The following is a 20363-nucleotide window of genomic DNA, read 5'->3' as shown; positions in this document are numbered from 1 at the left end:
TCTGCACCGCCCAGGCCGGCACCCGGCAGGAGCACCGCGGCGAGCGTCCGGCTCCGCCGGGCCACCTCGCCACCACCCCCGTACCCCCGCCCGCGCCCGCGCGCACCCCACCGGCCCGCGCGCCCGCGCACGCCTCCCTGAGCCGCCCGGTCCCCGACCGCGACCGGGCCCCGCCCGCCCCCTCCGGCACCCGACGCGTCTGACCATCCCCCAGCACCCGGGCTCCGCACGGGTGCGCCGCCGGAGGACCCCTTGATCCGTTCCGCCCGGGTGAGGGCGCTGTTCGCCCTCGCCGTCGTCGCCGTGTCCCTGTACATCGCCGCCACCGTTCCCGTCCGCCTCGGACTGGACCTGCGCGGCGGCACCCAGATCGTCCTGGAGACCCGTTCCACCCCGACCGCCGAGGCCGACCGCGCGGCCACCGACCGCACGCTGGAGGTGCTGCGCGGGCGCGTCGACGCGCTCGGCGTCGCCGAACCGACCCTCGTCCGCTCCGGCACCCACCGGATCATCGTCGAACTGCCCGGCGTCCAGGACCCGAAGAAGGCGGCCGAGGTGCTCGGCCGCACCGCGCAGCTCACCGTCCACCCGGTCCTCGGCCCGGCCGGCACCGAGGACGGGACGCCGGCGAAGTCGGAGAGCACGAAGGCGGGGTCCGGCGAGCAGGTGCTGCCCGACGAGTCCGGGCAGCGGCTGCGGCTGGCCGCGACCGCGATGACCGGCGAGGACGTCAAGGGCGCCGACGCCCGGTTCGACCCGGAGACCGGCACCGGCTGGCACGTCACCGTGGACTTCGACCGGGCCGGCCGGGAGCGGTGGGCGAAGCTGACCGGCGAGGCGGCCTGCCAGCCGGCGGGGGATCCCGCGCGCCGGGTCGCCATCGTGCTGGACGGCCGGATCATCTCCGCCCCGCAGGTCGATCCGTCGGTGGCCTGCGGCACGGGCATCGCGGGCGGCTCCACCCAGATCACCGGCTCCTTCGACGACGCCGAGGCCCGCGAGCTGGCGCTGCTGATCAACGGCGGCGCGCTGCCCGTACCGGTCGAGACGGTCGAACAGCACACCGTCGGCCCGACGCTGGGGGCGCGCGCCATCACCGCCAGCGCGTGGGCCGCCGTGATCGGCACCGCCCTGACCGCGCTGTTCATCATCGTGGTCTACCGGCTGATGGGCGTCCTCGCCGCGGTCGCGCTGCTCGCCTACGGCCTGATCTCCTACGCCGCCCTGGCCGCGCTCGGCGCCACGCTGACGCTGCCGGGACTGGCCGGGTTCGTGCTGGCGATCGGCATGGCCGTGGACGCGAACGTCCTGGTGTTCGAGCGGGCGCGGGAGGAGTACGCCGCGCGGGTGCGGCCGACCGGCCGCTCGGCGCTGACCGCCGGGTTCCGCAACGCCTTCAGCGCCATCGCCGACTCCAACGTCACCACGCTCATCGCGGCCGGGCTGCTGTTCTTCCTGGCCTCCGGCCCGGTGCGCGGCTTCGGCGTGACCCTCGGCATCGGCGTCGTCGCGTCCATGATCAGCGCGCTGGTCGTCACCCGGGTCCTCGCCGACTTCGCCGTCTCGCGCGCCTGGGTGCACCGGCGGCCCGGCGTCACCGGGCTGGCCACCGCCGGCCGGGTGCGCGCCGCGCTGGCCCGCCGCGAGCTGCGCCCGATGCGCCGGCCGCGCCGCTGGCTGGCCGCCTCCGCCGTCGCGCTGGTGCTCGCCGGGTCGGGCATCGCGGTGCGCGGCCTCGACCTCGGTCTGGAGTTCACCGGCGGCCGGATGCTCCAGTACGACACCGGACGGGCCGTGGACCCCGAACGGGCCCGTACGGCGCTCGCCGACGCCGGTTTCCCGGGGGCCGTCGTGCAGACCGCCGGGGAGACGGGCCTGACCGTGCGCACCGGGGAGCTGACCGACGCCCGGGCCGACGCGGTCACCCGGACCGTGGGCGCGCTCGGCGGCGGCGCGGAGAAGGTCCGCGACGAGCTGATCGGGCCGAGCCTCGGCGAGGAGCTGCGCCGGGGCGCGCTGATCTCGCTCGGCGTGGCGCTCGGGGCGCAGCTGCTGTATCTCGCGGCGCGGTTCCGCTGGCTGTTCGGGACGGCGGCGGTCGCCGCGCTCGCGCACGACGTGGTGATCCTCGTCGGCGTGTTCGCGTGGCTGGGCAAGCCGGTGGACGGGGTGTTCCTCGCCGCGCTGCTGACGGTGATCGGCTACTCGGTCAACGACTCGGTCGTCGTCTTCGACCGCGTCCGGGAACTGGCCCGGCGGGACCGCGGGGCGCCGCTGACCGACGTCACCGACCGGGCCATCCTCCAGACCCTGCCGCGCACGGTGAACACCGGGATGGGCGCGGTCCTCATCCTCGCCTCCCTGGCCGTCCTCGGCGGCGACTCCCTGACCGACTTCGCCCTCGCCCTGCTCATCGGCCTGGCGGTCGGCACGTACTCGTCGGTCTTCACCGCCTCGCCGATCGCCGTCGAACTCGACCGCCTGCGGCGCGCCCGACGCGGGGCGGGACCGCGGCGGGGCGCGCGCCTGCGCGGACCGGACAGGCGGCGTAAGGGCACGGGCACGGGCGGGAGCACCGGCACCGCCCCCGGCACCGGCGCCGCCCCCGGCAGGGACGCGGCGGGCGGCTCGCGCGAGCGGACGGGTGACGCACGGGTGTCCGGGCATTGAGACGAACGTCGCCCCGCGCGAGGCAACGCGCGGGGCGGCGACGCGGTCCATACGGTTGTGCGCACGGTGGGCGGGGAACTGCTCCGGGGAGCCGGGCGGTGGCACGGCGGCGGCGCAGCGAACGGAAGCGGAAGGATCGGCCAGGGAGACGGCGTGGGACCGGGAGCACCGGAAGGGGAACGGCGTGGGCGTGAGACGGTGACCCGGTTCGTACGGTTCGTCCTGCGCACCCTGCGCGGCGAGTGGGACGCCATCGTGGTCGATCCGGTGCGGCGGCTGATGCGGCGCGGCCCCGCCGGGCTGCTGCTCGCCTGCGTGGCCGCCTTCGGGGTGATCTTCTTCCACGCGATCGCGCAGCATCCGCGGGGCGAGACCGTCGTACGGCTCGTCGGCGGCGTCCAGGCCGACCTGCCCCTGTGGCAGGCCCTGCTGCGCACGCCGGTCTCGCTCTACGTGCCGGCCCTGGACCTGCCGGTGTGGGCGGGCATCACCCAGCTGTTCCTGGCGTTCGCGCTGGCCGAACTGACCCTGGGCCGGGGCCGCACCCTGTTCATCTCCTACGCCACGACGCTGGCCGGCACCCTCACGGTGCGGGTGATGCTCGCCATGGGGCCGGGGTGGTGGGGCCTCGGGCTGCCGCCGGAGGTCGGCCACGTCCTCGACACCGGCCCGTCCGCGGCGGTCGTGGGCCTGTTCACCTATCTCTCCGTCGTCCGGCGTGCGCCCGTCGTCTTCTTCCTCACCGGCGGCTCGATGGTCGTCGAGTCCGTGCTGAAGCCCAACCTGGCCGGGCGCGAGCACCTGATCGCCGTCGCCACGGCGCTGATCCTCGCCCTGATCGACGAACGCGCCTGGCGCCTGCTGCGACGACGGCCCCGACGCGCCTCCGACGCACCCGCCGACGCACTCGCCGAGGCGGCCTCCGGCACGGACTCCGGGGTGGCCTCCGGCACGGACTCCGGGGTGGCCTCCGGCACGGACTCCGGGGTGGCCACCGGAGGGAAGACCGAGGGGGCGGTCCCCGAGGCAGGGGCCGAGCGCCCACCGGCCGCGCCGGTACGCACCGCGTCGCTGCTCGACCACGACGCCGTACGCGCCCCCGCGTCGCCCGCCGCCGCTCCCGGAGAGGGAGCGCGGCACGATCGCACGGTCCCGTCGGCCGCGGCCACGGACCGGCCGCACCGCCCGGACCGGCCGGATGCGCCGGTGGCACTGGCCGGGCAGCCGGACGCGGCCGGCGCCGCGCGCGCGGACCGCGCCTGCGCGAACGCCGGACGACCGGACCGCCCGGCGGGGGCCGGCCGGCCGACCCGGGCCGGTCGGCCGGCGGCGGCCGAGAGACCCGAGCGGGCCGAGGAGCCGGGCGGGGCGGGGGTCGCCCGGGAGGCGCGGGCCGCGCGGCGGTCGAGCCTCAGGCGCTGACGCGCCGCGTCACCGCCGCACCTCCCCGCACCAGGTGCGTCACCCAGGACTCCAGGGCCGCCCCGTCGGGTCAGCGCAGGACGCTCGTCCGGGCCGCCGTCGTCGTGTCGATGCCCGGCAGCACCTTCGGCGCGGGCGTCCGGGACAGGGACGGCGCGCCGGACGCGGGCGAGGACGGCGACGGCGAGCACAGCGCCGCGCCGATGTACGCGTTGAGCGCGTCGTCGATCGGGCTCGGCTCGAATCCCGTGCCGTCGGCGGTCAGACGCTCGTACTTCATGAGGTTCCAGCCCGCGGCCACCTGCCGCTTGCCGTCCGGGCTGGACAGCGCGATCGTGCCCGCGCCGAACACCGCCCCGTCGTGGCCCCAGAACCGTCCGCAGCCGGGGATGTCCACGGCGTAGACGCCGAGGCCGTAGTCCATGCCGTCCACGTTCACCGTGCGCTGCATCTGCGTCAGCGACGCCTTGCTCACCAGGCGCCCGGTCAGCAGGGCGCGGTAGAAGCGGTTCAGGTCGTCGGCGGTGGAGACGACCGCGCCCGCCGTGTACGCCCACGACATGTCGTAGACGCTGTAGTCGCGGGGCGGGTCGATCAGGCCGTAGAAGTTCTCGTACATCCGCGGGTGCGGGCCCTGGATGTACGGGGTGCGCGGGTAGGAGGTGTGGCGCAGCCCGGCCCGGTCGATGACGTGCCGGGTGATGTACGTCCGCGGGTCCTGGCCGGTGACCTTGCGCAGGAGCAGCCCGGCGATGACGTAGTTGGTGTTGGCGTAGTGGCCGGGCTGTGCGCCGGGCTCGCCGGTGGCGGGCGCGGCGAGGCCGATGCGGACCAGTTCTTCGGGGCGGACGGAGCGGAAGCGCTCCTCGTCCAGGCTGGCCGTCGAGCCCTGGGCGAGCGACGGGAACGCGCCGACGACGTAGTCGGCGATGCCGCTGGTGTGGTTCAGCAGCATCCGGACGGTGATCCTGTGGCCGCGCTCGCCCGGGATCAGGCCCGGCAGATAGCGGTCGACCGGGTCGTCCAGCCGGACCTTGCCGCGCTCGACCTGCTGGAGCACGGCGACGGCGGTGAACGTCTTGCTGATGCTGCCCACCCGCTGGCGCATGTCCGCCCGCACCGGGCGGCCGGTGGCCACGTCGGCCACCCCGGAGGCGCCGGACCAGGTCCGCGCGCCGTCGCGGACGGAGGAGTAGACGCCGTACATGCCGGCGTCGGTGACGGCGCGCAGGGCGCTGCGCAGCGCCGCCGGGTCCGGGGCGGCCGACTCGCGTGCCGCCGAGGGCGCCGGGGCGGCGGGTCTCGTGTCCGCGATGGCGGCGGGCACGGCGGCGGTCAGTAACAGGGCGGTGGCCACGGCGGTTCCGGCGGTCCGGAGGATGCGCAAGGGGTTCCCCTCCCACGGGTGTGTTCGAACAGGGATGTCCGTCATCCTGTTCGATCACGCGCGGGCGCCACATCCTTCGGGTGGATGAACCGCCGTGCACAGAACGGCACTTCAGAAGGTCCCCGCCGCCCGCCCCCGGGTCAGTCCTTCTCGTCGAAGCTGGCGAAGTACGCCGCCGCCATGTCCTCGCCGCCGTGTCCCCGCGCGGCGGCGCGGGCGAAGCGTTCGGCGCTCGCGGCGGCCACGTCGAGGCGTACGCCGCACTGCTCGCCGGCCGCCACGATCAGCCGGGCGTCCTTCTCGGCGGTGGTCACGGCGAAGCTCGGCGGCTCCAGTCCGCCGTCGAGGATGAGCGCGGCCTTGGCGTGCAGATAGCCCATGTCGAGCGGGCCGCCGGAGATCAGGTCGAAGAAGCCTTGCGGGTCCACGCCGAGCCCCTTGGCCAGCGCGAGCGCCTCGCCGGTGGCGGTGGTGGCCGCGATGACCCAGCTGTTGGCGACCAGCTTGAGCCGGGTGGACGTCGCCGCCGCCCCGTCCTCGCCGGTCCACACCGTACGGGCGCCGACCGCGTCGAACACCGGGGCCACCGCGTCCCGGCCCGCCTGCGGCCCGGCGGCCAGCACGGTCAACTGCCCGGCCTCGGCGGGCTGCTTGGTGCCGAGGACCGGGGCGTCGTAGAAGAGCAGGCCGTGTTCCGCGGCGAGGGCGGCGAGCCGGGGGACCGCGTCCAGGCCGGCCGTGGTCGACTGGATCCACGCCGCGCCCGCGCGCGCCGCCGGGGCGGCCTCGCGCATGACCTCCAGCGCCGTGTGGCCGTCGTACAGCATCGTGAGGATCACATCGGCGTCGCGCACGGCCTCGGCGGCCGTGTCCACGACCTGGGCGCCGTCGGCGGCCAGCGGCTCCGCCTTGTCCCGGGTGCGGTTCCACGCGCGGACGGTGTGCCCGGCGCGAAGGAGGTTGCGGGCCATCGCAGCGCCCATGATCCCGGTGCCGAGGACTCCCACGGTGCGGGTCGTGTCGGTCATGCGTTCGTTCCCTTCCTGCTGCCCCCCGCGGCGTCGACAGGTCGAGTATCCGCGATCACGGAGACGACGGACGGGACGTCAGGTCTTCACGGGGCGGCGGCACACGGGCGCCCGGGAAGTGCGCGGGAGGCCTGCGCCACCCGGCGGGAGGCCCACGCCACCCGGCGGGAGGCCCACGCCACCCGGCGGGACGCCCACGCCACCCGGCGGGACGCCTACGCCATCCAGAAGAAGACCGCCGTCATCCGCTTCTCCTCCAGCGTCCGGCCGAAGTAACCGGTCGCGCTGTGCACCAGGTTGGCGTGGTAGAGCAGCAGCCGGTTGGCCTTGTGCGGCACCCGTACGTCCTCCTCGAAGGCGTCCGGCGCGACGAACCGGGTGCCCAACGCCTCCACCAGGTTGGTGTGCGGGGCCTGGACGACGTTGCCGCCGAGCCGGCCGCCGGGCAGGGACTGGCGGTAGAAGCTGGTGCCGCAGTCCTTGGGGGCGGCCGGGTTGAGGTAGAGGACGGCCGCGTACCGGCACAGCGCCCGCGAGTCGGTGTGCGGGCGCGGCTCGCTCTCGCCCTCGCCGACGACCTGGACGCAGTTGTGGTTGAGGGTGCCGCCGCCGGGCGCCTGCTGCACCCACAGCTCCTTCGCCCCGGTGGCCTTCTTCACCAGCCGTTCCACCCGGGCCAGTTCACCCGGTTCCAGACCGGGCATGGTGCGCAGTCCGGGCCAGGTCTGCGAGGTGTACGGATAGCCCTCGACCCAGTCGTCCCTGCTCAGCACCCGTTCCCGGACGGCCGTCGCGTCCGGCAGGACGTCGTCGATCACCCAGTAGTCGCGGCCCTTGGTGGGCTTGCGGTAGGGCAGGACGGGCAGCGCGGTGGGCACGCCGGGGCGGCCGGGGGGCTGTGGGGGCATGCGGCCGAATGTAGGGCGGGCGCTCCCCACGCCTCTCCCACGCGGTGGTCAACTCTCTCCCCGCGCCGGTCAACATTGCCCCAACGCCCTTAACGCGCAGGCAAGTTCTCCCGACGGAACGGGTCCGAACCGGGCGGTCCGGCCCGGTTTCGGCACAACGGAGATTTTACCTTCCCTAGAGGTTCCGGCGGTTTCCCCGCCCGTACTCCCGTACGTCCGAACCCGCCGCCATCGGGCGGGTACCACGGCCGGGCAGGAGGCACGGTGCGCTTTTCGCGGAACGCGACGGGAACTCTCTTCGTGACCGGAGCTCTGGGGCTGACCCTCGCCGCGCTCGCCTATCCGGGCATGCTGGGGCTGCAGACCGTCTCCGGCAACCCGTCCCGGATCATCGCCCAGACCCAGTGGGGGCCGCTGACGGAGGCGGACCGGGACTTCGTGGTCAAGGTGCGCGCGGCCGGGCTGTGGGAGTACCCGGTGGGCCAGATGGCCGTGAAGAAGGGCACCACCAAGGCGGTCGTCACCGCCGGTCAGCATCTGATCGACGGGCACGCGGCGCTGGACGCCAGCTGCCGCAAGATCGCGCCCATGCTGAACATCACGCTGCCCAACGTCGCCAGCCCCCAGCAGCAGGGCTTCGTCGACACGCTCAGCGCCGACACCGGCAAGAAGTTCGACAGCGACATGGCCAACATCCTGCGCGTGACGCACGGCTCGATCTTCAACACCATCGCGAAGATCCGCTCCACCACCGAGAACAGCCTGGTGCGGGCGCTCGCCAACCAGGCCAACGCCACCGTCCTGGACCACATCACGGTGATGGAGGAGACCGGCCTGGTCGACTACGACCAGGTGCTGTTCCAGCAGACCACCCCGCCGAAGCTGCCCGCCTCCGACCTCACCCCGCCGCCGCCCCCCGGCGGCCAGCCCGAGGTGGTGCTCACCCCGCCGCCGAACGCCACCTCCACCCCGCTGGACCTCGGCGACCGCCCGGGCGCGACCCCGGCCCCCAGCCCGACGGTGCGGTGAGGGACGGGGCCGCGACGGCGGGCGGCCACCGCAGGAGAGGACCCGCTACGCCAGCCACACCGTGGTGTCCGGCTCCAGCCGGCGGGCGTCCCGCAGCGGCGCGCTGCTCAGCAGCACCTCGCCCGGCGGCAGCGGAACCTCCACCGCCGACAGGTTGGTGACGCACCGCCAGCCCTCGGACCGGGTGAAGGCGAGCACCCCGTCCGGGGTGTCCTGCGCCCAGGTCAGCTCCTCGCCCGCGAGCAGCTTGCGGCGCAGCCTGAGGGCGGTGCGGTACAGCTCCAGCGTCGAGCCCTCCACCCCTTCCTGCGCCTGCACGGAGTACGCCCCGAAACCGGCCGGCTGCGGCAGCCAGGACCCGCCCGGCCCGAAGCCGTACGACGGTCCGCTCGTCGTCCACGGCAGCGGCACCCGGCAGCCGTCCCTGCCCTTGCGGACGTGGCCGGTCTGCTCCCAGATCGGGTCCTGGAGCACCTCGACGGGCAGGTCGGCGACCTCGGGCAGGCCCAGTTCCTCGCCCTGGTAGAGGTAGGCCGAGCCGGGCAGGGCCAGCATCAGCAGCGTGGCCGCGCGGGCCCGGCGCAGCCCCGCCGCCGGATCGACCGCCGGGGCCCGGCCGCCGGACAGCAGCCAGGCGTCACCGTCCGTGCCGGGCGGGAGCATCAGGCGGGAGGCGTGCCGGATCACGTCGTGGTTGGACAGCACCCAGGTGGCCGAGGCCCCGGCGGCGCGGGCGGTGGCCAGCGAGGCCGCGATGGTACGGCGCAGCTCGGCCGCGTCCCAGCCGGCTTGCAGGTACTCGAAGTTGAAGGCCTGGCCCAGTTCGTCCGGCCGGGCGTACAGCGCGCGCCGCGCGTCGGGCACCCAGGCCTCGGCGACCGCCGTGCGGGGCGGGGAGTAGGCGTCGAAGATCTTGCGCCAGTCGCGGTAGATCTCGTGCACGTCGTCCCGGTCCCAGTACGGGTGGCTGCCCGGCGGCAGGTGCGGCAGCGCGTCCTCGCCGGTGACTCCGATGTCGCCGACGTCCCGCAGCGGCTCGTCCAGATCCTTGACCAGAGCGTGCGCGACATCGACGCGGAAGCCGTCCACGCCCCGGTCGGACCAGAACCTGAGGGTGGTGCGGAAGTCGGCGCGGACCTCCTCGTTGCGCCAGTCGAAGTCGGGCTGCTCGGGCGCGAACAGATGCAGGTACCACTGCCCGTCCGGCACCCGGGTCCAGGCGCTGCCGCCGAACACGGACCGCCAGTCGGTGGGCGGGAGTTGGCCGTGCGCGCCCCGGCCGTCGCGGAAGACGTACCGGGCGCGGGCGGCGGAGCCGGGGCCGGCGGCCAGCGCCTCCTGAAACCAGCGGTGCCGGTGGGAGCTGTGGTTGGGGACGATGTCGACGATCACCTTCAGCCCGAGACGGTGCGCCTCGGCGACCATCGCGTCGAAGTCGTCCAGGGTGCCCAGGCGCGGGTCCACGTCCCGGTAGTCGGCCACGTCGTAGCCGCCGTCGGCCAGCTCGGACGGGTAGAACGGGCTGAGCCACACGGCGTCCACACCGAGCCCGGCGAGATGGGTCAGGCGCCGGGTGACGCCCCGGACGTCCCCGAGCCCGTCCCCGTCGGCGTCGGCGAAGCTGCGCGGATACACCTGGTAGACGACGGCCTGCCGCCACCAGTCGGGGTCCGGGGACGACAGGTCGGGCGGGGAGTCGTGCGCGGCGGTGCGGTCGGTCACGCGGTCTCCTCTTCGGTACGGCGGGGGTGACGTGGACGCAGGGGCGATGTGGTGATGTCGGGGCAATGCGGGAGCAATGCCGGGGCAACAAAGAGAACCCTGTCCAGTTCCCCGGACCCGTGAACCACGCCGGAGGGGGACCCAGGGGCGTACTCCGGAGGCTCGGGGAGCGCGGGGGCGTACGCCGAAGGGGGGTGCGGGCGCGTGCGCGGGAACGTATGTACGCGGAAACGCGCGTACGCAGGAACTCGCGTACGCAGGAATGCTGTACGTGGGAATGCTGTACGTGGGAACGGGCGCGTGAAGGGAGCCGTGGCGCCCCGGGGCGGGGCGCCGGGCCGAAGCCGCAGGACGCCACGGTGGCGGCCGGCGTCAGCCGCGGGACGCCACGGTGGCGTGCGTCGCCAGGCGCGGGACGCCACGGTGGCGTGCGTCGCCAGGCGCGGGACGCCGCGGTGGCGTGCGTCGCCAGGCGCGCGGCGACGCAGCCGGTGGCGGCCGATGGCCGCCCTCAGCCCTCGACCGTGGCCAGGTACAGCTTCACGTACCGCTCCACGTCGATGTCCAGCGCCACGTCCACCAGGGGCTGTTCGCGGGCCTCGCCGTGCAGTTCCGCCTCGCCGGGGCGCGGGCGGCGGTCCACCACCGTCTGGCCGCGCGCCGGGCCGGGGGCGAGGTTCACCTCGACCGGCAGCCGCTGGGTGGTCAGCCCGGCCGGGTCGGCGACCGCGCAGACCGCGCCCGCGTCGCCGAGGCCGCCGGCCGGGTCCTCCTCGCTGGTCACCGGGTCGCGGTGGGCCAGCAGCCGGCCGGCCAGGACCGCGCCGGGCTCGCCGCTCGCCCGCAGCCGCCGTACGTCCTGAGCCGGGACGATCACCCGCTGGAACACGTCCAGCCCGTACATCGTGATCGGCACCCCGGCGGTGAGCAGGATCGCCGCCGCCTCCGGGTCGTGCCACACGTTGAACTCGGCGACCGCCGTGGCGTTCCCGGCGCCCACCGCACCGCCCATGAACACGATCCGCTCGATGTTGCGCGTCACCTCCGGGTGGGTGCGCAGCAGCAGCGCGATGTTGGTCAGAGGCGCGGTGGGGATCAGGGTGACCGGGCGGGGCGAGGCCAGGATCTCGCGGCGCAGCAGCGTCACCGCGTCCACGTCGGCGGCCCTGCGGCGCGGCGCGGGCAGCCCGAGGTCGCCCATGCCGTCGTGGCCGTGCACGTGGTGGGCGGTGCGCACGGGCTCGATCAACGGCCGTTCGGCGCCCCGCGCGACCGGGACCGGGGGCGAGCCCGCCTGCTCCAGGACGGTGAGCGTGTTGCGCACGACCTGGTCCACGTCCGTGTTCCCGGCCACGCACGTGACCGCGCGCAGGTCCAGGCCCGGGTGGCGGACGGCGAACAGCAGGGCGAGGGCGTCGTCGACGCCGGTGTCGCAGTCGATGATCACGGGGGTGGGCAGGCCGGTCACAGCAGGGCTCCTCGCAACGATCCGTCCTACCGACCCTAGAGCGTGCGCGTCCGCAGCGCGTGGCTCACCCGGACGGACCTGCGCGCTGGTGGGAGCGGCGGCCCGGTGGTGCCGTGGGAGGGACGAGCAGTCCGCGCCGTCCCCGTCCCCGGGGCGAGCGGTCCGGACCGTTCCGCCCGTGCGGCGGCGCGCGGTCCGGGCCGTCGCCCCCCGGGGGCGCGGTCCAGGTCGTACGCAACACGCTCACCGTCCGTCTGGAGGCACCCGCCCATGCCCCGTCCCCCGGCCGCCGCCCGCGTCCTGCCCGCCGCCGCCCTGTGCGCGGCCGCCCTGCTGACCGCGTCCGCCTGCTCGTCCGGCGGCGCCCCGGACGCCGCCTCCGCCACCGAGGCGCAGGCCAGCCGCCCGGCCGCGCCCGCCTCGCCCACCGGCGCCGCCATGCTCACCGCCGCGCAGGCGCAGGCCGCGCTGCTCACCGAGACCGACCTCGGGGCGCCCTGGGAACCCACCGAGGGGGCCGCGACCTGGCGGGACGGGGTGCTCAAGGGGCACACCGACACGGCGGGCTGCGCGCGCCTGATGGACTCCCTCTACGCCGACGAACCGCTCGGCACCCCCACCGGGACGCGCGCGGTGGTCGCGTACGACGACGCCGACGACCAGGCCCAGCTGCGGTACCAGGTGCTCTCGCTGCGCGCGGCGGACGTGGACCGCTCCCTGTCCTGGCTGCGCACGCTGCCGCGCAGCTGCGCCCAGTTCACGACCGAGACGACCGCGGCCGGCACCCAGGACGTGCAGGTGAGCGAGCTGGCGTTGCCGGAGGTCGGCGACGCCCGCCAGGGCCTGCGGGTCACCTTCACCGGCGCGTCGGACGACGGGGACGCCACCACGCTCACCCTGGACGTCGTCGCGGTGCGCGTCGGCGACGACGCGATCGTCCTGACCGACGGGGCGCTCGGCGCGCTGCCGCCCGACACCACCACCCGCGCGGTCAAGCTCGGTGTGCAGCGGCTGACCGAGGCCCGCCAGAAGGCCCGCGCGCAGGCGTGAGGCGGTGGGTGTGGGGGGCCGGTGGGGTGCGGCGGGGGCCCGTGGTTTCAGGCGGTCATGCGGTCCACCGCTTCCTTGGCCTCCTTCAGGCCGGCGCCCGTGACCTCGCGGTACGTCTTGATCGCCTCGATCGTCCGGCCGGCGCGGGCGAGTCCGGCCACCTCGTCCAGGCGCGGGTCCTCCTCGCGCAGGCCCAGGTGATCGAGGATCAGGTCGAGCTTGTGCTCGATCCGCGCCAGCCGGCGGTCGGCACGGGTGAGCCGGCCCCCGTTGCCCGCCAGTCCGGCGACACTGCCGAGCACGAGCAGGGAGACGGCGGCCCAGATAGCTGTGTCCATGCCACCGATCCTAGGAACGCCGGGCCGCGCGGAACCTCAGACGCAGCTCATAACTCTCCCGGCCCACTTTCCGCCGCTCCCGGCAGGCCCTAGCGTGGAAAGGGCGTCAACACGCTTGATCCGTCGTTGTCGTCCACCGCTGTCGTACATCGCTGTCGTTACGAGGTCGATTGCCGTGCCCGGACGGTCTGCCGCGCGTCGAGGTCGCATCTCCGCACGTCATCTCAGAGGGCTGGGGGCCGCCCTGATCGCCGTGGCCGCCCTGGTCGTCGCGGCCAACACGGGCCCGGCGAACGCCACCGCCCCGGAACCGCCCCAGCGGGTCGCCGTGGAGAACCGTTAGCGGCAGAGAACCGCCGGCCGGGGGACCGTCGGCGCTCTGACCGTGGCGGCCCGTCGGCGGTCCGACCCTGCCGTGACGGCCCGACGCGGTCCGACCGTTCCGTGGCGGCCCGTCGGCGGTCCGGCCGCCCGTCGCTCACCCCTGCGTCTGGAGCTGCCGCAACTGCCGCCGTACGTGGTCCAGCGCGCCGCGCCGCCTGCCCGGCACCCGGCCGCGCAGCTCCGCGAGCACCGCGCCGAGTTCGCGCGCGCTCGCCGGGTCGCGGAGCCTGCCCCACTGGTGGTGCGCGCGGTCCACGGCGGCCTCGACCGCCGGGGCGTCGGCCGCCTGCCCCAGGGCGAGCCTCGCGGCGGCGACGGTCAGCCAGCCCCGGCAACTGCGGGCCGCGTCGCCCGCGAACATCGCGAGGTCGGCACGGACCTCGGCCCAGTGCAGCGCGTCCTCGGAGGCCGCGCCGTACGCCCGTACGGCGGCCTGCTCCCAGCGCGCGGCGAACGCGTCGGCGTCCCCGTGCCGCCCCGCCTCCACGAGGGCGGCGATCACGGCGTGCGGGTCACCGTCGGGCAGCCGCTGCGCGACGACGGCGGCACCGGGTCCGCCGCCGACGCCCCCGGCGACCGGCCGCCCGCCACCGGGCGCGCTCGCCGCCCCGGCTCCCGCGACCCGCCGCACGTCCGGCGCACTCGCCGCCCCGGCCGCCGACGGCCGCCCACCGCCCGACGCGCTCGCGGCCGGCTCGGTCGCCCGGAGGACTCCGGTGGCCGCGCTCGGCGCCTGTCCCGGCACCGGTACCCGCCCTGGCGCCGATGTCTGATCCGGTGCCGGCGCCTGACCAGGTACCGGTGCCTGACCGGGTACCGCCGGTACCGGCGCAGGGCCGGACGTCGGCGTCGGCGTCGGCGTCGGCGTCGGCATCTGTCCCGGCGCCTGCGGGCGGCCCGCCGCGTCGCCGGGCCCGTAGCCCGTGCCGTACGTCGTCCCGTGACCCGGGCCGTACCCCTGCCCCGAAGGTATCGGCCGGTGGGCCGTGAGGAGCAGGCCCGGGCCGGACTCCTCGCCCTCCTCGCCGGCCAGGCGGGACAGGGCCTGCTCGTGCAGCTGGTCCGGCGGCGGCCGGTGCCCGCTGCGCAGGATCGTGGCCACCGCCTTCATGTACGCCGGCGCGGCCACCCTGCGCCGTACCGGCGGCGGTGCGACGCGCCCGTACAGGGCGACGTTCGGCCCCGCGTCCAGCGGCCGTTCGCACACCTGCTGCCAGCTCTCCGCGTCCGCGCGCAGATCCGCCACGAGCGTCGTCGTGCCGTCCGCGCGCAGCCGCAACTCCTCGCGAAGCCAGTGCCAGGGCAGGGCCGTGTAGCGGACCGTCGCGGGGGTGGTGCGGGCGAGCGCGAGGTGCGGCAGGCGCTGCCGGCGGTCGAGCTGGAGCTGACCGGTGACGAACACGGTCAGCGGACCGGGCGCCGCCGCGGCGGCCCGCAGCCGGGTGAGGACGGCCTGCGGCTCCAGCGGGTCGGCGAGTTCGACGACGGTCGCGGTCGGCGTGCCCGACAGCACGGACGGCTCGACGGCGGCCAGCACCGGGAGCACGGACGCGGCGTCCACCAGACGCCCCTTGCCCACGGGCGAGGCCGCGAGCAGCAGCACGGTTCCTGGCATGGTCCCCCCGCGTCGGTGATGGCCGTCGGTCGCGTACGTCAGCACCGTAACCGCTGTGACCGCCGGGACGGGGGCCGGACCGGGAACGCGGCCGTCGAAGCGCGGCCGGACGCCGCCCCCGCCCGCCGACTTGCCAGGGCACTCCGCGCGGTGTGCCCTGGTAGGCGGGGGCGGCGAGAGAGAGGAACGTTGCCATGGCTCACTCGGCACCCGTGTCCGGCCGCACCGCGAACGACCGCCGCAGCTGGCCGCCGCGCAGGTCCCTCGACTTCTTCGGCCAGCGGGCGCACCTCGTCGGCCGCTGGGCGGTCCCCCTCGCAATCGGCCTCGTCTACGGCTACTGGGTCGCCGCCAACCGGCGCGACGGCGGGCCGATCACCGGGGGGAACGTGGCGTACGGCTTCGTGACGACGATCGTGTTCACGCTCGTCGTCGGCGCGATGCTCACCGTGGCGCCGCGCCTGGCGCGCGAACCGCACGCCGCGCTGTGGGGGCTGGTCTCCGGCGCGGCCCTCGGCTTCCTCATGGGCCAGTCGCCCGGCGCGTCCCCCCTCCAGGTCTTCGTCGTGGCCCTGGCCTTCGCCCTGGCCGTCGGCCTGATCGTCTTCTACTGGGAGTACACGCACGAGGACGCGCGCGGTCGCCGCGTGGACTGACCACGCGCACCCGCCCACCCGTACCGTCACCGCTCCCCGCCGCGGGCCACCGCCGCGGGCCACCGGCACGGGCCACCGGCGCGAGCCGGACCCGCGGCGGCCCCGCGACCGCCCGTCCCTGCGACGCCCGGCCCCGCCGTCCCCCGCCCGCCCGTTCCCCCGTCCGCGCCGGGCGTCACCCTCCGGGACCAGGGGTCACCCGATCGCCCCTCCCCGCTCGCGCGCTCGCCGTCGGCGGCCTTCTCTGGGAGGGTGTCCCGACGCCTGCGCAGCGGCCTGGCGGCCGTGCTGATCACCCTCTCGTGCCTGCTCGTGCCGTTCGGCGCGCTGGCGGCGTGGGCGGCGTACGGCCTCGCGGACACCGGCCGCTACGTCACCACCATGGCGCCGCTCGCGGCCGACCCGGACGTACGGGACGCGATCGCGCAGACCGTCGGGGACGGCATCACCCAGGAGATCGGCCACCAGATGGACGCGAGCGTGCTGCGCGGCACCGTCGCCCCGTTCGTGCACGACGCGGTCCGCTCCTTCACCCAGACCGCCGCCTTCCGCACCGCGTGGGACGAGGGCAACCGGGTCGCCCACGACGCCCTCCTGCGCGCCCTGCGCGACGAGCGCGACGCCCACGACCGGCCGGTCACCGTCGATCTCGCCCCCGTCACCGCCCAGGTCAAGGCCCGGCTCGCCGAGGACCACGTACCGCTCGCCACCCGTATCCCGGTCGAACACACCGAGGTCGCCCTGCTCCCGGCCCAGCAGGTGGGCCGCCTGCGGAAGGGGTACAACGTGCTCGAAGTCGCCGGCTTCTGGCTCCCCGTCTCGGCCGTCGCGTTCGCCGTCGCCGGCATCGCGCTGGCCGTCCACCGCCGCCGCGCGCTCACCGCGACCGCGCTCGGCACCGCCCTAGGCGGCGCGCTGCTCGCCCTCGCCCTCGCCGTGGGCCGCAGCCTGACCCTGGCCGACCTGCCGGACGAGGTCTCCCAGCCGGCCGCGGGCGCCGTCTACGACGCCCTCACGGCCACCCTGCGCACCACGTCGTGGCTGCTGGTGGCGCTGGGGCTGACGGTGGCCGCCCTGACCTGGCTGTCCCGCCGCCGCGCGGCGCGCGGGCGCGCGCGCCCCGGCTCCCGGCTCGCGCCGCGCCTGCCGCTCGGCCTCGGCCGGCGCAAGCGGGCGGAGCCCGCGACACCCGCTGCGGAACCCGCACCGGCCGACGCCGCCACCGACGACCCCACCCCGCCCCAGGCCCCGCAACCACCGCGCGTGCGCGCCTGACGGAACGGGCCGCCCGGCAGCCCGTCACGGCCGGCCGGGCGGACGGCCGGGCGGCTGGGCGGACGGGCAGGCAGGCAGACGGGCAGATCACGAGGCCGCCCGTCCGGCCCCTGCCCGGGGTGGGGCCGGTTCCGGACCGGTACGGGTCGCGGGCCAGTGCGGGTCCCAGGCCGGTGCGAGCCCTGGCAGGGGCCGGTCCTTGCCCGGAGCCGGTTCCGGGCGGGGCCGGTTCCGGCCGGGGCCGGTTGCCGGGCCGGTGCGAATCGCGGGCCGGTGCAGGGCACGGGCCAGTGCGGCTCCCGGGCCGGTGCGAGCCCTGGCAGGGGCGGGTACCTGCCCGGGGCTGGTCCCTGCCTGGGGCCGGTTCCGGGCGGGGCCGGTTGCCCGACCGGTGCGAATCGCGGGCCGGTGCGAGCCCTGGCAGGGGCGAGTCCCGGGCAAGGACGAGTCCCGGGCAAGGACGAGTCCCGGGCAGGGGCGAGTCACGGCCCGCCCCGTTCCTGGCCCGGCCCGGACGCCGCCTCGTAGGCTTCGGCCCCGTGACGGCACCCCCGCAGGAGACGTACGAGGCGCAGGAGACGTACGGGCGCGGCGGACGCGTCAAGCCCTGGTGCGCCGGGCTGCTGTTCGCGACGGTGAGCGTGGTCGTCGGCTGCCGGGCCGCCGACACCGACGGCATCACGCCGGTGCCGCAGTTGCTCGCCTTCCTGCCGTGGCTGCTCGTCCCGACCGGTCTGGGCCTGGCCCTCACCCTGCTGGGGCGCTGGTGGTTCGGGGCGGTGTGGGGCGTGGCGGTGCTCGGGCTGCTGGCCTGGTACATCGAGCCGTACGGCAAGGAACCGCCGTCGGAGGGCGTGGTCGTCGCCGAGGTCCGTGTCCTCACCGCGAACGTGGAGTTCGGCCGCGGGGCGCCCGCGCTGGTGGAGGTGATCCGCCGGGAGCGGCCGGGCCTCGTCTTCGTCCAGGAGTGCGACGGGGGCTGCCGGGCGCGGCTGCGGCGGGAGGTGGGGGACGCGTATCCGTACCGGCGGGAGGTGGCGGCGGCCGGTTCGAAGGGGTCGGTGATCCTGAGCGCGTACGCGCTGAAGGGCACGCCGGGCGTCGCCGGCACGATGGGCATGCCGGGCGCGGTGGCCGACGTGCGCGGGCACACCGTACGGCTGCAACTGGCGCACCCGATGCCCCCGCTGCCCCGTCAGGTCGCGCTCTGGCACCGCGAACTCGGCCGGCTGCGCGCCTTCGCGGCGGCCGATCGGGCCACCCCGACCGTCCTGGCCGGCGACTTCAACGCCTCCCAGGACCACGCGGGGTTCCGCCGCATCCTCGACACCGGCCTGTACGACGCGGCCCGTCTCGCGGGCGCGGACCGCACCCCCAGCTGGCCGGCCCGCACCGCCCCGACGCTCGGCGCGCAGATCGACCATGTGCTGGTCACCCGGCACTTCACGGCCGACCACGCCCGCTTCCTGAAGGTGCCCGGCTCGGACCACCGCGCACTGCTGGTCGAGCTGACCCTGCACGCACCGCGGGGCTGAACGGGGGACCGTACGGGTCGGGGCCGTACGCGGGCCACTCGCCCCTGCCCGGATCGTCACACGGGGCCGCTAACCTTACGTGTCCGTCCTGGCCAGGGATCGACGGGAACAACTCACGCGAAGGGTTGCGCACATGGGCATTCTCACTCGCCTGCGGAACGCGTTCGGCCGGTCACGCAAGGGGCGTACAGCCGAGGCGGAGGGTGCGGAACAGGTTCCGGCCCAGGAACAGGTACCGCCCGCGGCGGAGCAGCCGAAGGCCCAGGCCGAGGTCCCGTCCCCGGCCGCCGAGCCGGCCCCGGACCTCGCGGCCACCCCGCACGTCCCGGACCCCCGCCCCGCCCCGCGCGAGGAACGGGACGAGGAACACGAACTGGTGGCGGCGGCCTTCGACAAGGTCACCTTCCCCAAGCAACTCACGGACCCGGCCCAGCCGTCGGACCCGGAACAGCCCACGGAACCCGAGCAGCCCTCGGCCCCCGAGCCCACCCCGGCCCCGGAACCCGAGCACGCCTCGGAACCGGAACCCGCTCCGGCCCCGGAACCTGCCCCGGAACCCGAGCAGGTCGCGGCCCCCGAGCAGCCATCGGAGCAGACGCCGGTCTCGGAGCCCGAGCCCACCCCGTCGGCCGAGCAGCCCCCGGCTCCCGAGCCGGAGCTCGAACCGGCCCCGGAGCAGGAATCGGCCTCGGAGCAGGCGCCGGTCTCGGAAAAGGCCTCGCCCTCGGCAGAGGCTCCGCTCTCGGAGGAGGAGTCGGCGCAGGCGCAAGACCAGCCGCCGACCCCGGAACCGGAACCGACCCCGGAACCGGAACCGACCCCTGAGCCGACCCCGGAACCCGAACTCGCGACCGCACCGACCCCGGAACCGGAGCCGACCCCGGAACCGGAGCCGGCCTCTGAGCCGGCCGCAGCCGCTCCGGTTCCCGCGCCCGAGCCGGAAGCAGCCCCCGAACCGCCCCCGGCGGAGCCGACCACCACCCCCGCGGCCGCCGACGGCGAGGAGCCCCCACAGGGGCCACCCGCACCCGACGACGAAGGCAGCACGGGTGGTGCGGGTGGGAACACCTCCCCGGCCGAAGGCGAAGCCGAGGCCGAAAAGCCCACCCCCACAGAGGACCCCACCCCCACAGAGGACTCCACCCCCACCCCGGAGGACCCCACCTCCACCCCGGAGGACTCCCCCACCCCCAAGCCCGCAACCCCCCTCGCCCGGGTCAAGTCCCGCGCCCCCCTCCTCACCACCGCCTACAAGGCAGCCGCCCCCGCCCTCAAGAAGAACGACCTCACCGGCGCCCGGGCCAAGACCTACCTCGTCCTCGACCGCTCGGCCTCCATGCGCCCGTACTACAAGGACGGCTCCGCCCAGTCCCTCGCGGAGCAGACCCTCGCCCTCGCCGCCCACCTGGACCCCGAGGCGACCGTCCACGTCACGTTCTTCTCCACGGAGGTGGACGGCACGGCCACCCTCACCCTCGCCGACCACGAGAACAAGATCGACGAGGTGCACGCGGGCCTCGGCCGCATGGGCCGTACGACGTACCACGCGGCGATCGAGGAAGTCCTCGCCCACCACGACGCGCACCACCCCACAACCCCCGCCCTGGTGGTCTTCCAGACGGACGGCGCCCCCGACGCCAAGACCCCCGCCACCCAGGCCCTCGCCGACGCGGCGAAGACCCACCCGCACGTGTTCTTCTCCTTCGTCGCCTTCGGAGAGCACGACAACAAGGCGTTCGACTACCTCCGCAAGCTGAAGACCGGAAACACGTCGTTCTTCCACGCGGGCCCCACCCCCCGCGAGCTGACGGACGAGGAGCTGTACGAGGGCGTACTGGCGACCTGGCGCCCGTAAGCCCCGCGCCCCGCGCCCCGG

Annotated in this window: 15 protein-coding genes and 1 pseudogene; 9 read left to right on the top strand and 7 right to left on the bottom strand. The window is 75.7% G+C overall.

Annotation, left to right across the window (positions count from 1 at the left end):
• The 3 genes and pseudogenes from K7787_RS17560 to K7787_RS32455 form a co-directional block, all read left to right on the top strand.
• Nucleotides 1-203, top strand: a pseudogene (locus K7787_RS17560) (hypothetical protein); the annotation flags it as partial.
• A 49-nt stretch (nt 204-252) separates the two neighbouring features.
• The gene (secD, locus tag K7787_RS17555) at nt 253-2670 is read left to right on the top strand and encodes a protein translocase subunit SecD (RefSeq protein WP_223002076.1); all 2418 of its coding nucleotides are present in this window, start codon (nt 253-255) and stop codon (nt 2668-2670) included.
• Nucleotides 2671-2868: 198 nt separating this feature from the next.
• The gene (locus K7787_RS32455) at nt 2869-4092 is read left to right on the top strand and encodes a hypothetical protein (protein ID WP_372456653.1); all 1224 of its coding nucleotides are present in this window, start codon (nt 2869-2871) and stop codon (nt 4090-4092) included.
• 70 nt (nt 4093-4162) lie between these two features.
• Here the strand turns inward: K7787_RS32455 and K7787_RS17545 are convergent, their stop codons facing one another.
• From K7787_RS17545 to K7787_RS17535, 3 genes are all read right to left on the bottom strand, one after another.
• The gene (locus K7787_RS17545) at nt 4163-5479 is read right to left on the bottom strand and encodes a serine hydrolase domain-containing protein (protein ID WP_223002075.1); all 1317 of its coding nucleotides are present in this window, start codon (nt 5477-5479) and stop codon (nt 4163-4165) included.
• A gap of 140 nt (nt 5480-5619) precedes the next feature.
• Nucleotides 5620-6507, bottom strand: a complete 888-nt coding sequence (locus K7787_RS17540) for an NAD(P)-dependent oxidoreductase (RefSeq protein ID WP_223002073.1) — start codon at nt 6505-6507, stop codon at nt 5620-5622.
• A gap of 215 nt (nt 6508-6722) precedes the next feature.
• Nucleotides 6723-7415, bottom strand: coding sequence for a DUF6445 family protein (locus K7787_RS17535; protein WP_223002071.1), 693 nt, complete (start codon nt 7413-7415; stop codon nt 6723-6725).
• 300 nt (nt 7416-7715) lie between these two features.
• On the opposite strand from K7787_RS17535, the gene K7787_RS17530 reads away from it, so the two are divergent.
• Entirely contained in the window at nt 7716-8444 is a 729-nt protein-coding gene (locus K7787_RS17530; RefSeq protein WP_009189680.1) for a DUF4142 domain-containing protein, read from the top strand.
• Between the two features lie 45 nt (nt 8445-8489).
• Here the strand turns inward: K7787_RS17530 and K7787_RS17525 are convergent, their stop codons facing one another.
• Nucleotides 8490-10166 carry a glycoside hydrolase family 13 protein gene (locus tag K7787_RS17525; protein ID WP_223002069.1) on the bottom strand — a complete coding sequence of 559 codons (1677 nt, stop codon included), beginning with the start codon at nt 10164-10166 and terminating at the stop codon, nt 8490-8492.
• Between the two features lie 511 nt (nt 10167-10677).
• Nucleotides 10678-11634: a nucleoside hydrolase gene (locus K7787_RS17520; RefSeq protein ID WP_223002067.1), complete on the bottom strand. Its 957-nt coding sequence runs from the start codon at nt 11632-11634 to the stop codon at nt 10678-10680.
• A gap of 270 nt (nt 11635-11904) precedes the next feature.
• Here K7787_RS17520 and K7787_RS17515 point away from each other — a divergent pair, with 270 nt between their 5' ends.
• Nucleotides 11905-12684, top strand: coding sequence for a hypothetical protein (locus K7787_RS17515; protein WP_169439646.1), 780 nt, complete (start codon nt 11905-11907; stop codon nt 12682-12684).
• A 47-nt stretch (nt 12685-12731) separates the two neighbouring features.
• Here K7787_RS17515 and K7787_RS17510 read toward each other — a convergent pair whose 3' ends face one another.
• Together K7787_RS17510 and K7787_RS17505 are read right to left on the bottom strand one after the other, a co-directional pair.
• Complete coding sequence (locus K7787_RS17510) at nt 12732-13022, bottom strand: ribosomal protein L7/L12 (RefSeq protein ID WP_223002065.1); 291 nt, start codon at nt 13020-13022, stop codon at nt 12732-12734.
• Nucleotides 13023-13500: 478 nt separating this feature from the next.
• Entirely contained in the window at nt 13501-15021 is a 1521-nt protein-coding gene (locus K7787_RS17505) for a hypothetical protein (protein WP_223002063.1), read from the bottom strand.
• Nucleotides 15022-15215: 194 nt separating this feature from the next.
• Here K7787_RS17505 and K7787_RS17500 point away from each other — a divergent pair, with 194 nt between their 5' ends.
• The 4 genes from K7787_RS17500 to K7787_RS17485 all read left to right on the top strand — a co-directional run bounded on the left by K7787_RS17500 (nt 15216) and on the right by K7787_RS17485 (nt 20342).
• Nucleotides 15216-15677, top strand: a complete 462-nt coding sequence (locus tag K7787_RS17500) for a hypothetical protein (protein WP_203622569.1) — start codon at nt 15216-15218, stop codon at nt 15675-15677.
• Between the two features lie 252 nt (nt 15678-15929).
• Complete coding sequence (locus K7787_RS17495) at nt 15930-16952, top strand: hypothetical protein (protein WP_223002061.1); 1023 nt, start codon at nt 15930-15932, stop codon at nt 16950-16952.
• A 539-nt stretch (nt 16953-17491) separates the two neighbouring features.
• A complete protein-coding gene (locus K7787_RS17490) occupies nt 17492-18487 on the top strand; it encodes an endonuclease/exonuclease/phosphatase family protein (protein WP_223002059.1) in 996 nt (331 codons plus the stop codon).
• 133 nt (nt 18488-18620) lie between these two features.
• The gene (locus K7787_RS17485; RefSeq protein WP_223002057.1) at nt 18621-20342 is read left to right on the top strand and encodes a VWA domain-containing protein; all 1722 of its coding nucleotides are present in this window, start codon (nt 18621-18623) and stop codon (nt 20340-20342) included.
• Nucleotides 20343-20363 lie beyond the last annotated feature (21 nt).

Source organism: Streptomyces sennicomposti, from assembly GCF_019890635.1.
In the GTDB taxonomy this organism is placed as follows: Bacteria; Actinomycetota; Actinomycetes; order Streptomycetales; family Streptomycetaceae; genus Streptomyces; species Streptomyces sennicomposti.
Note: the sequence above shows the minus strand (reverse complement) of the source record. Positions and strands in the feature narration are given on the sequence as shown.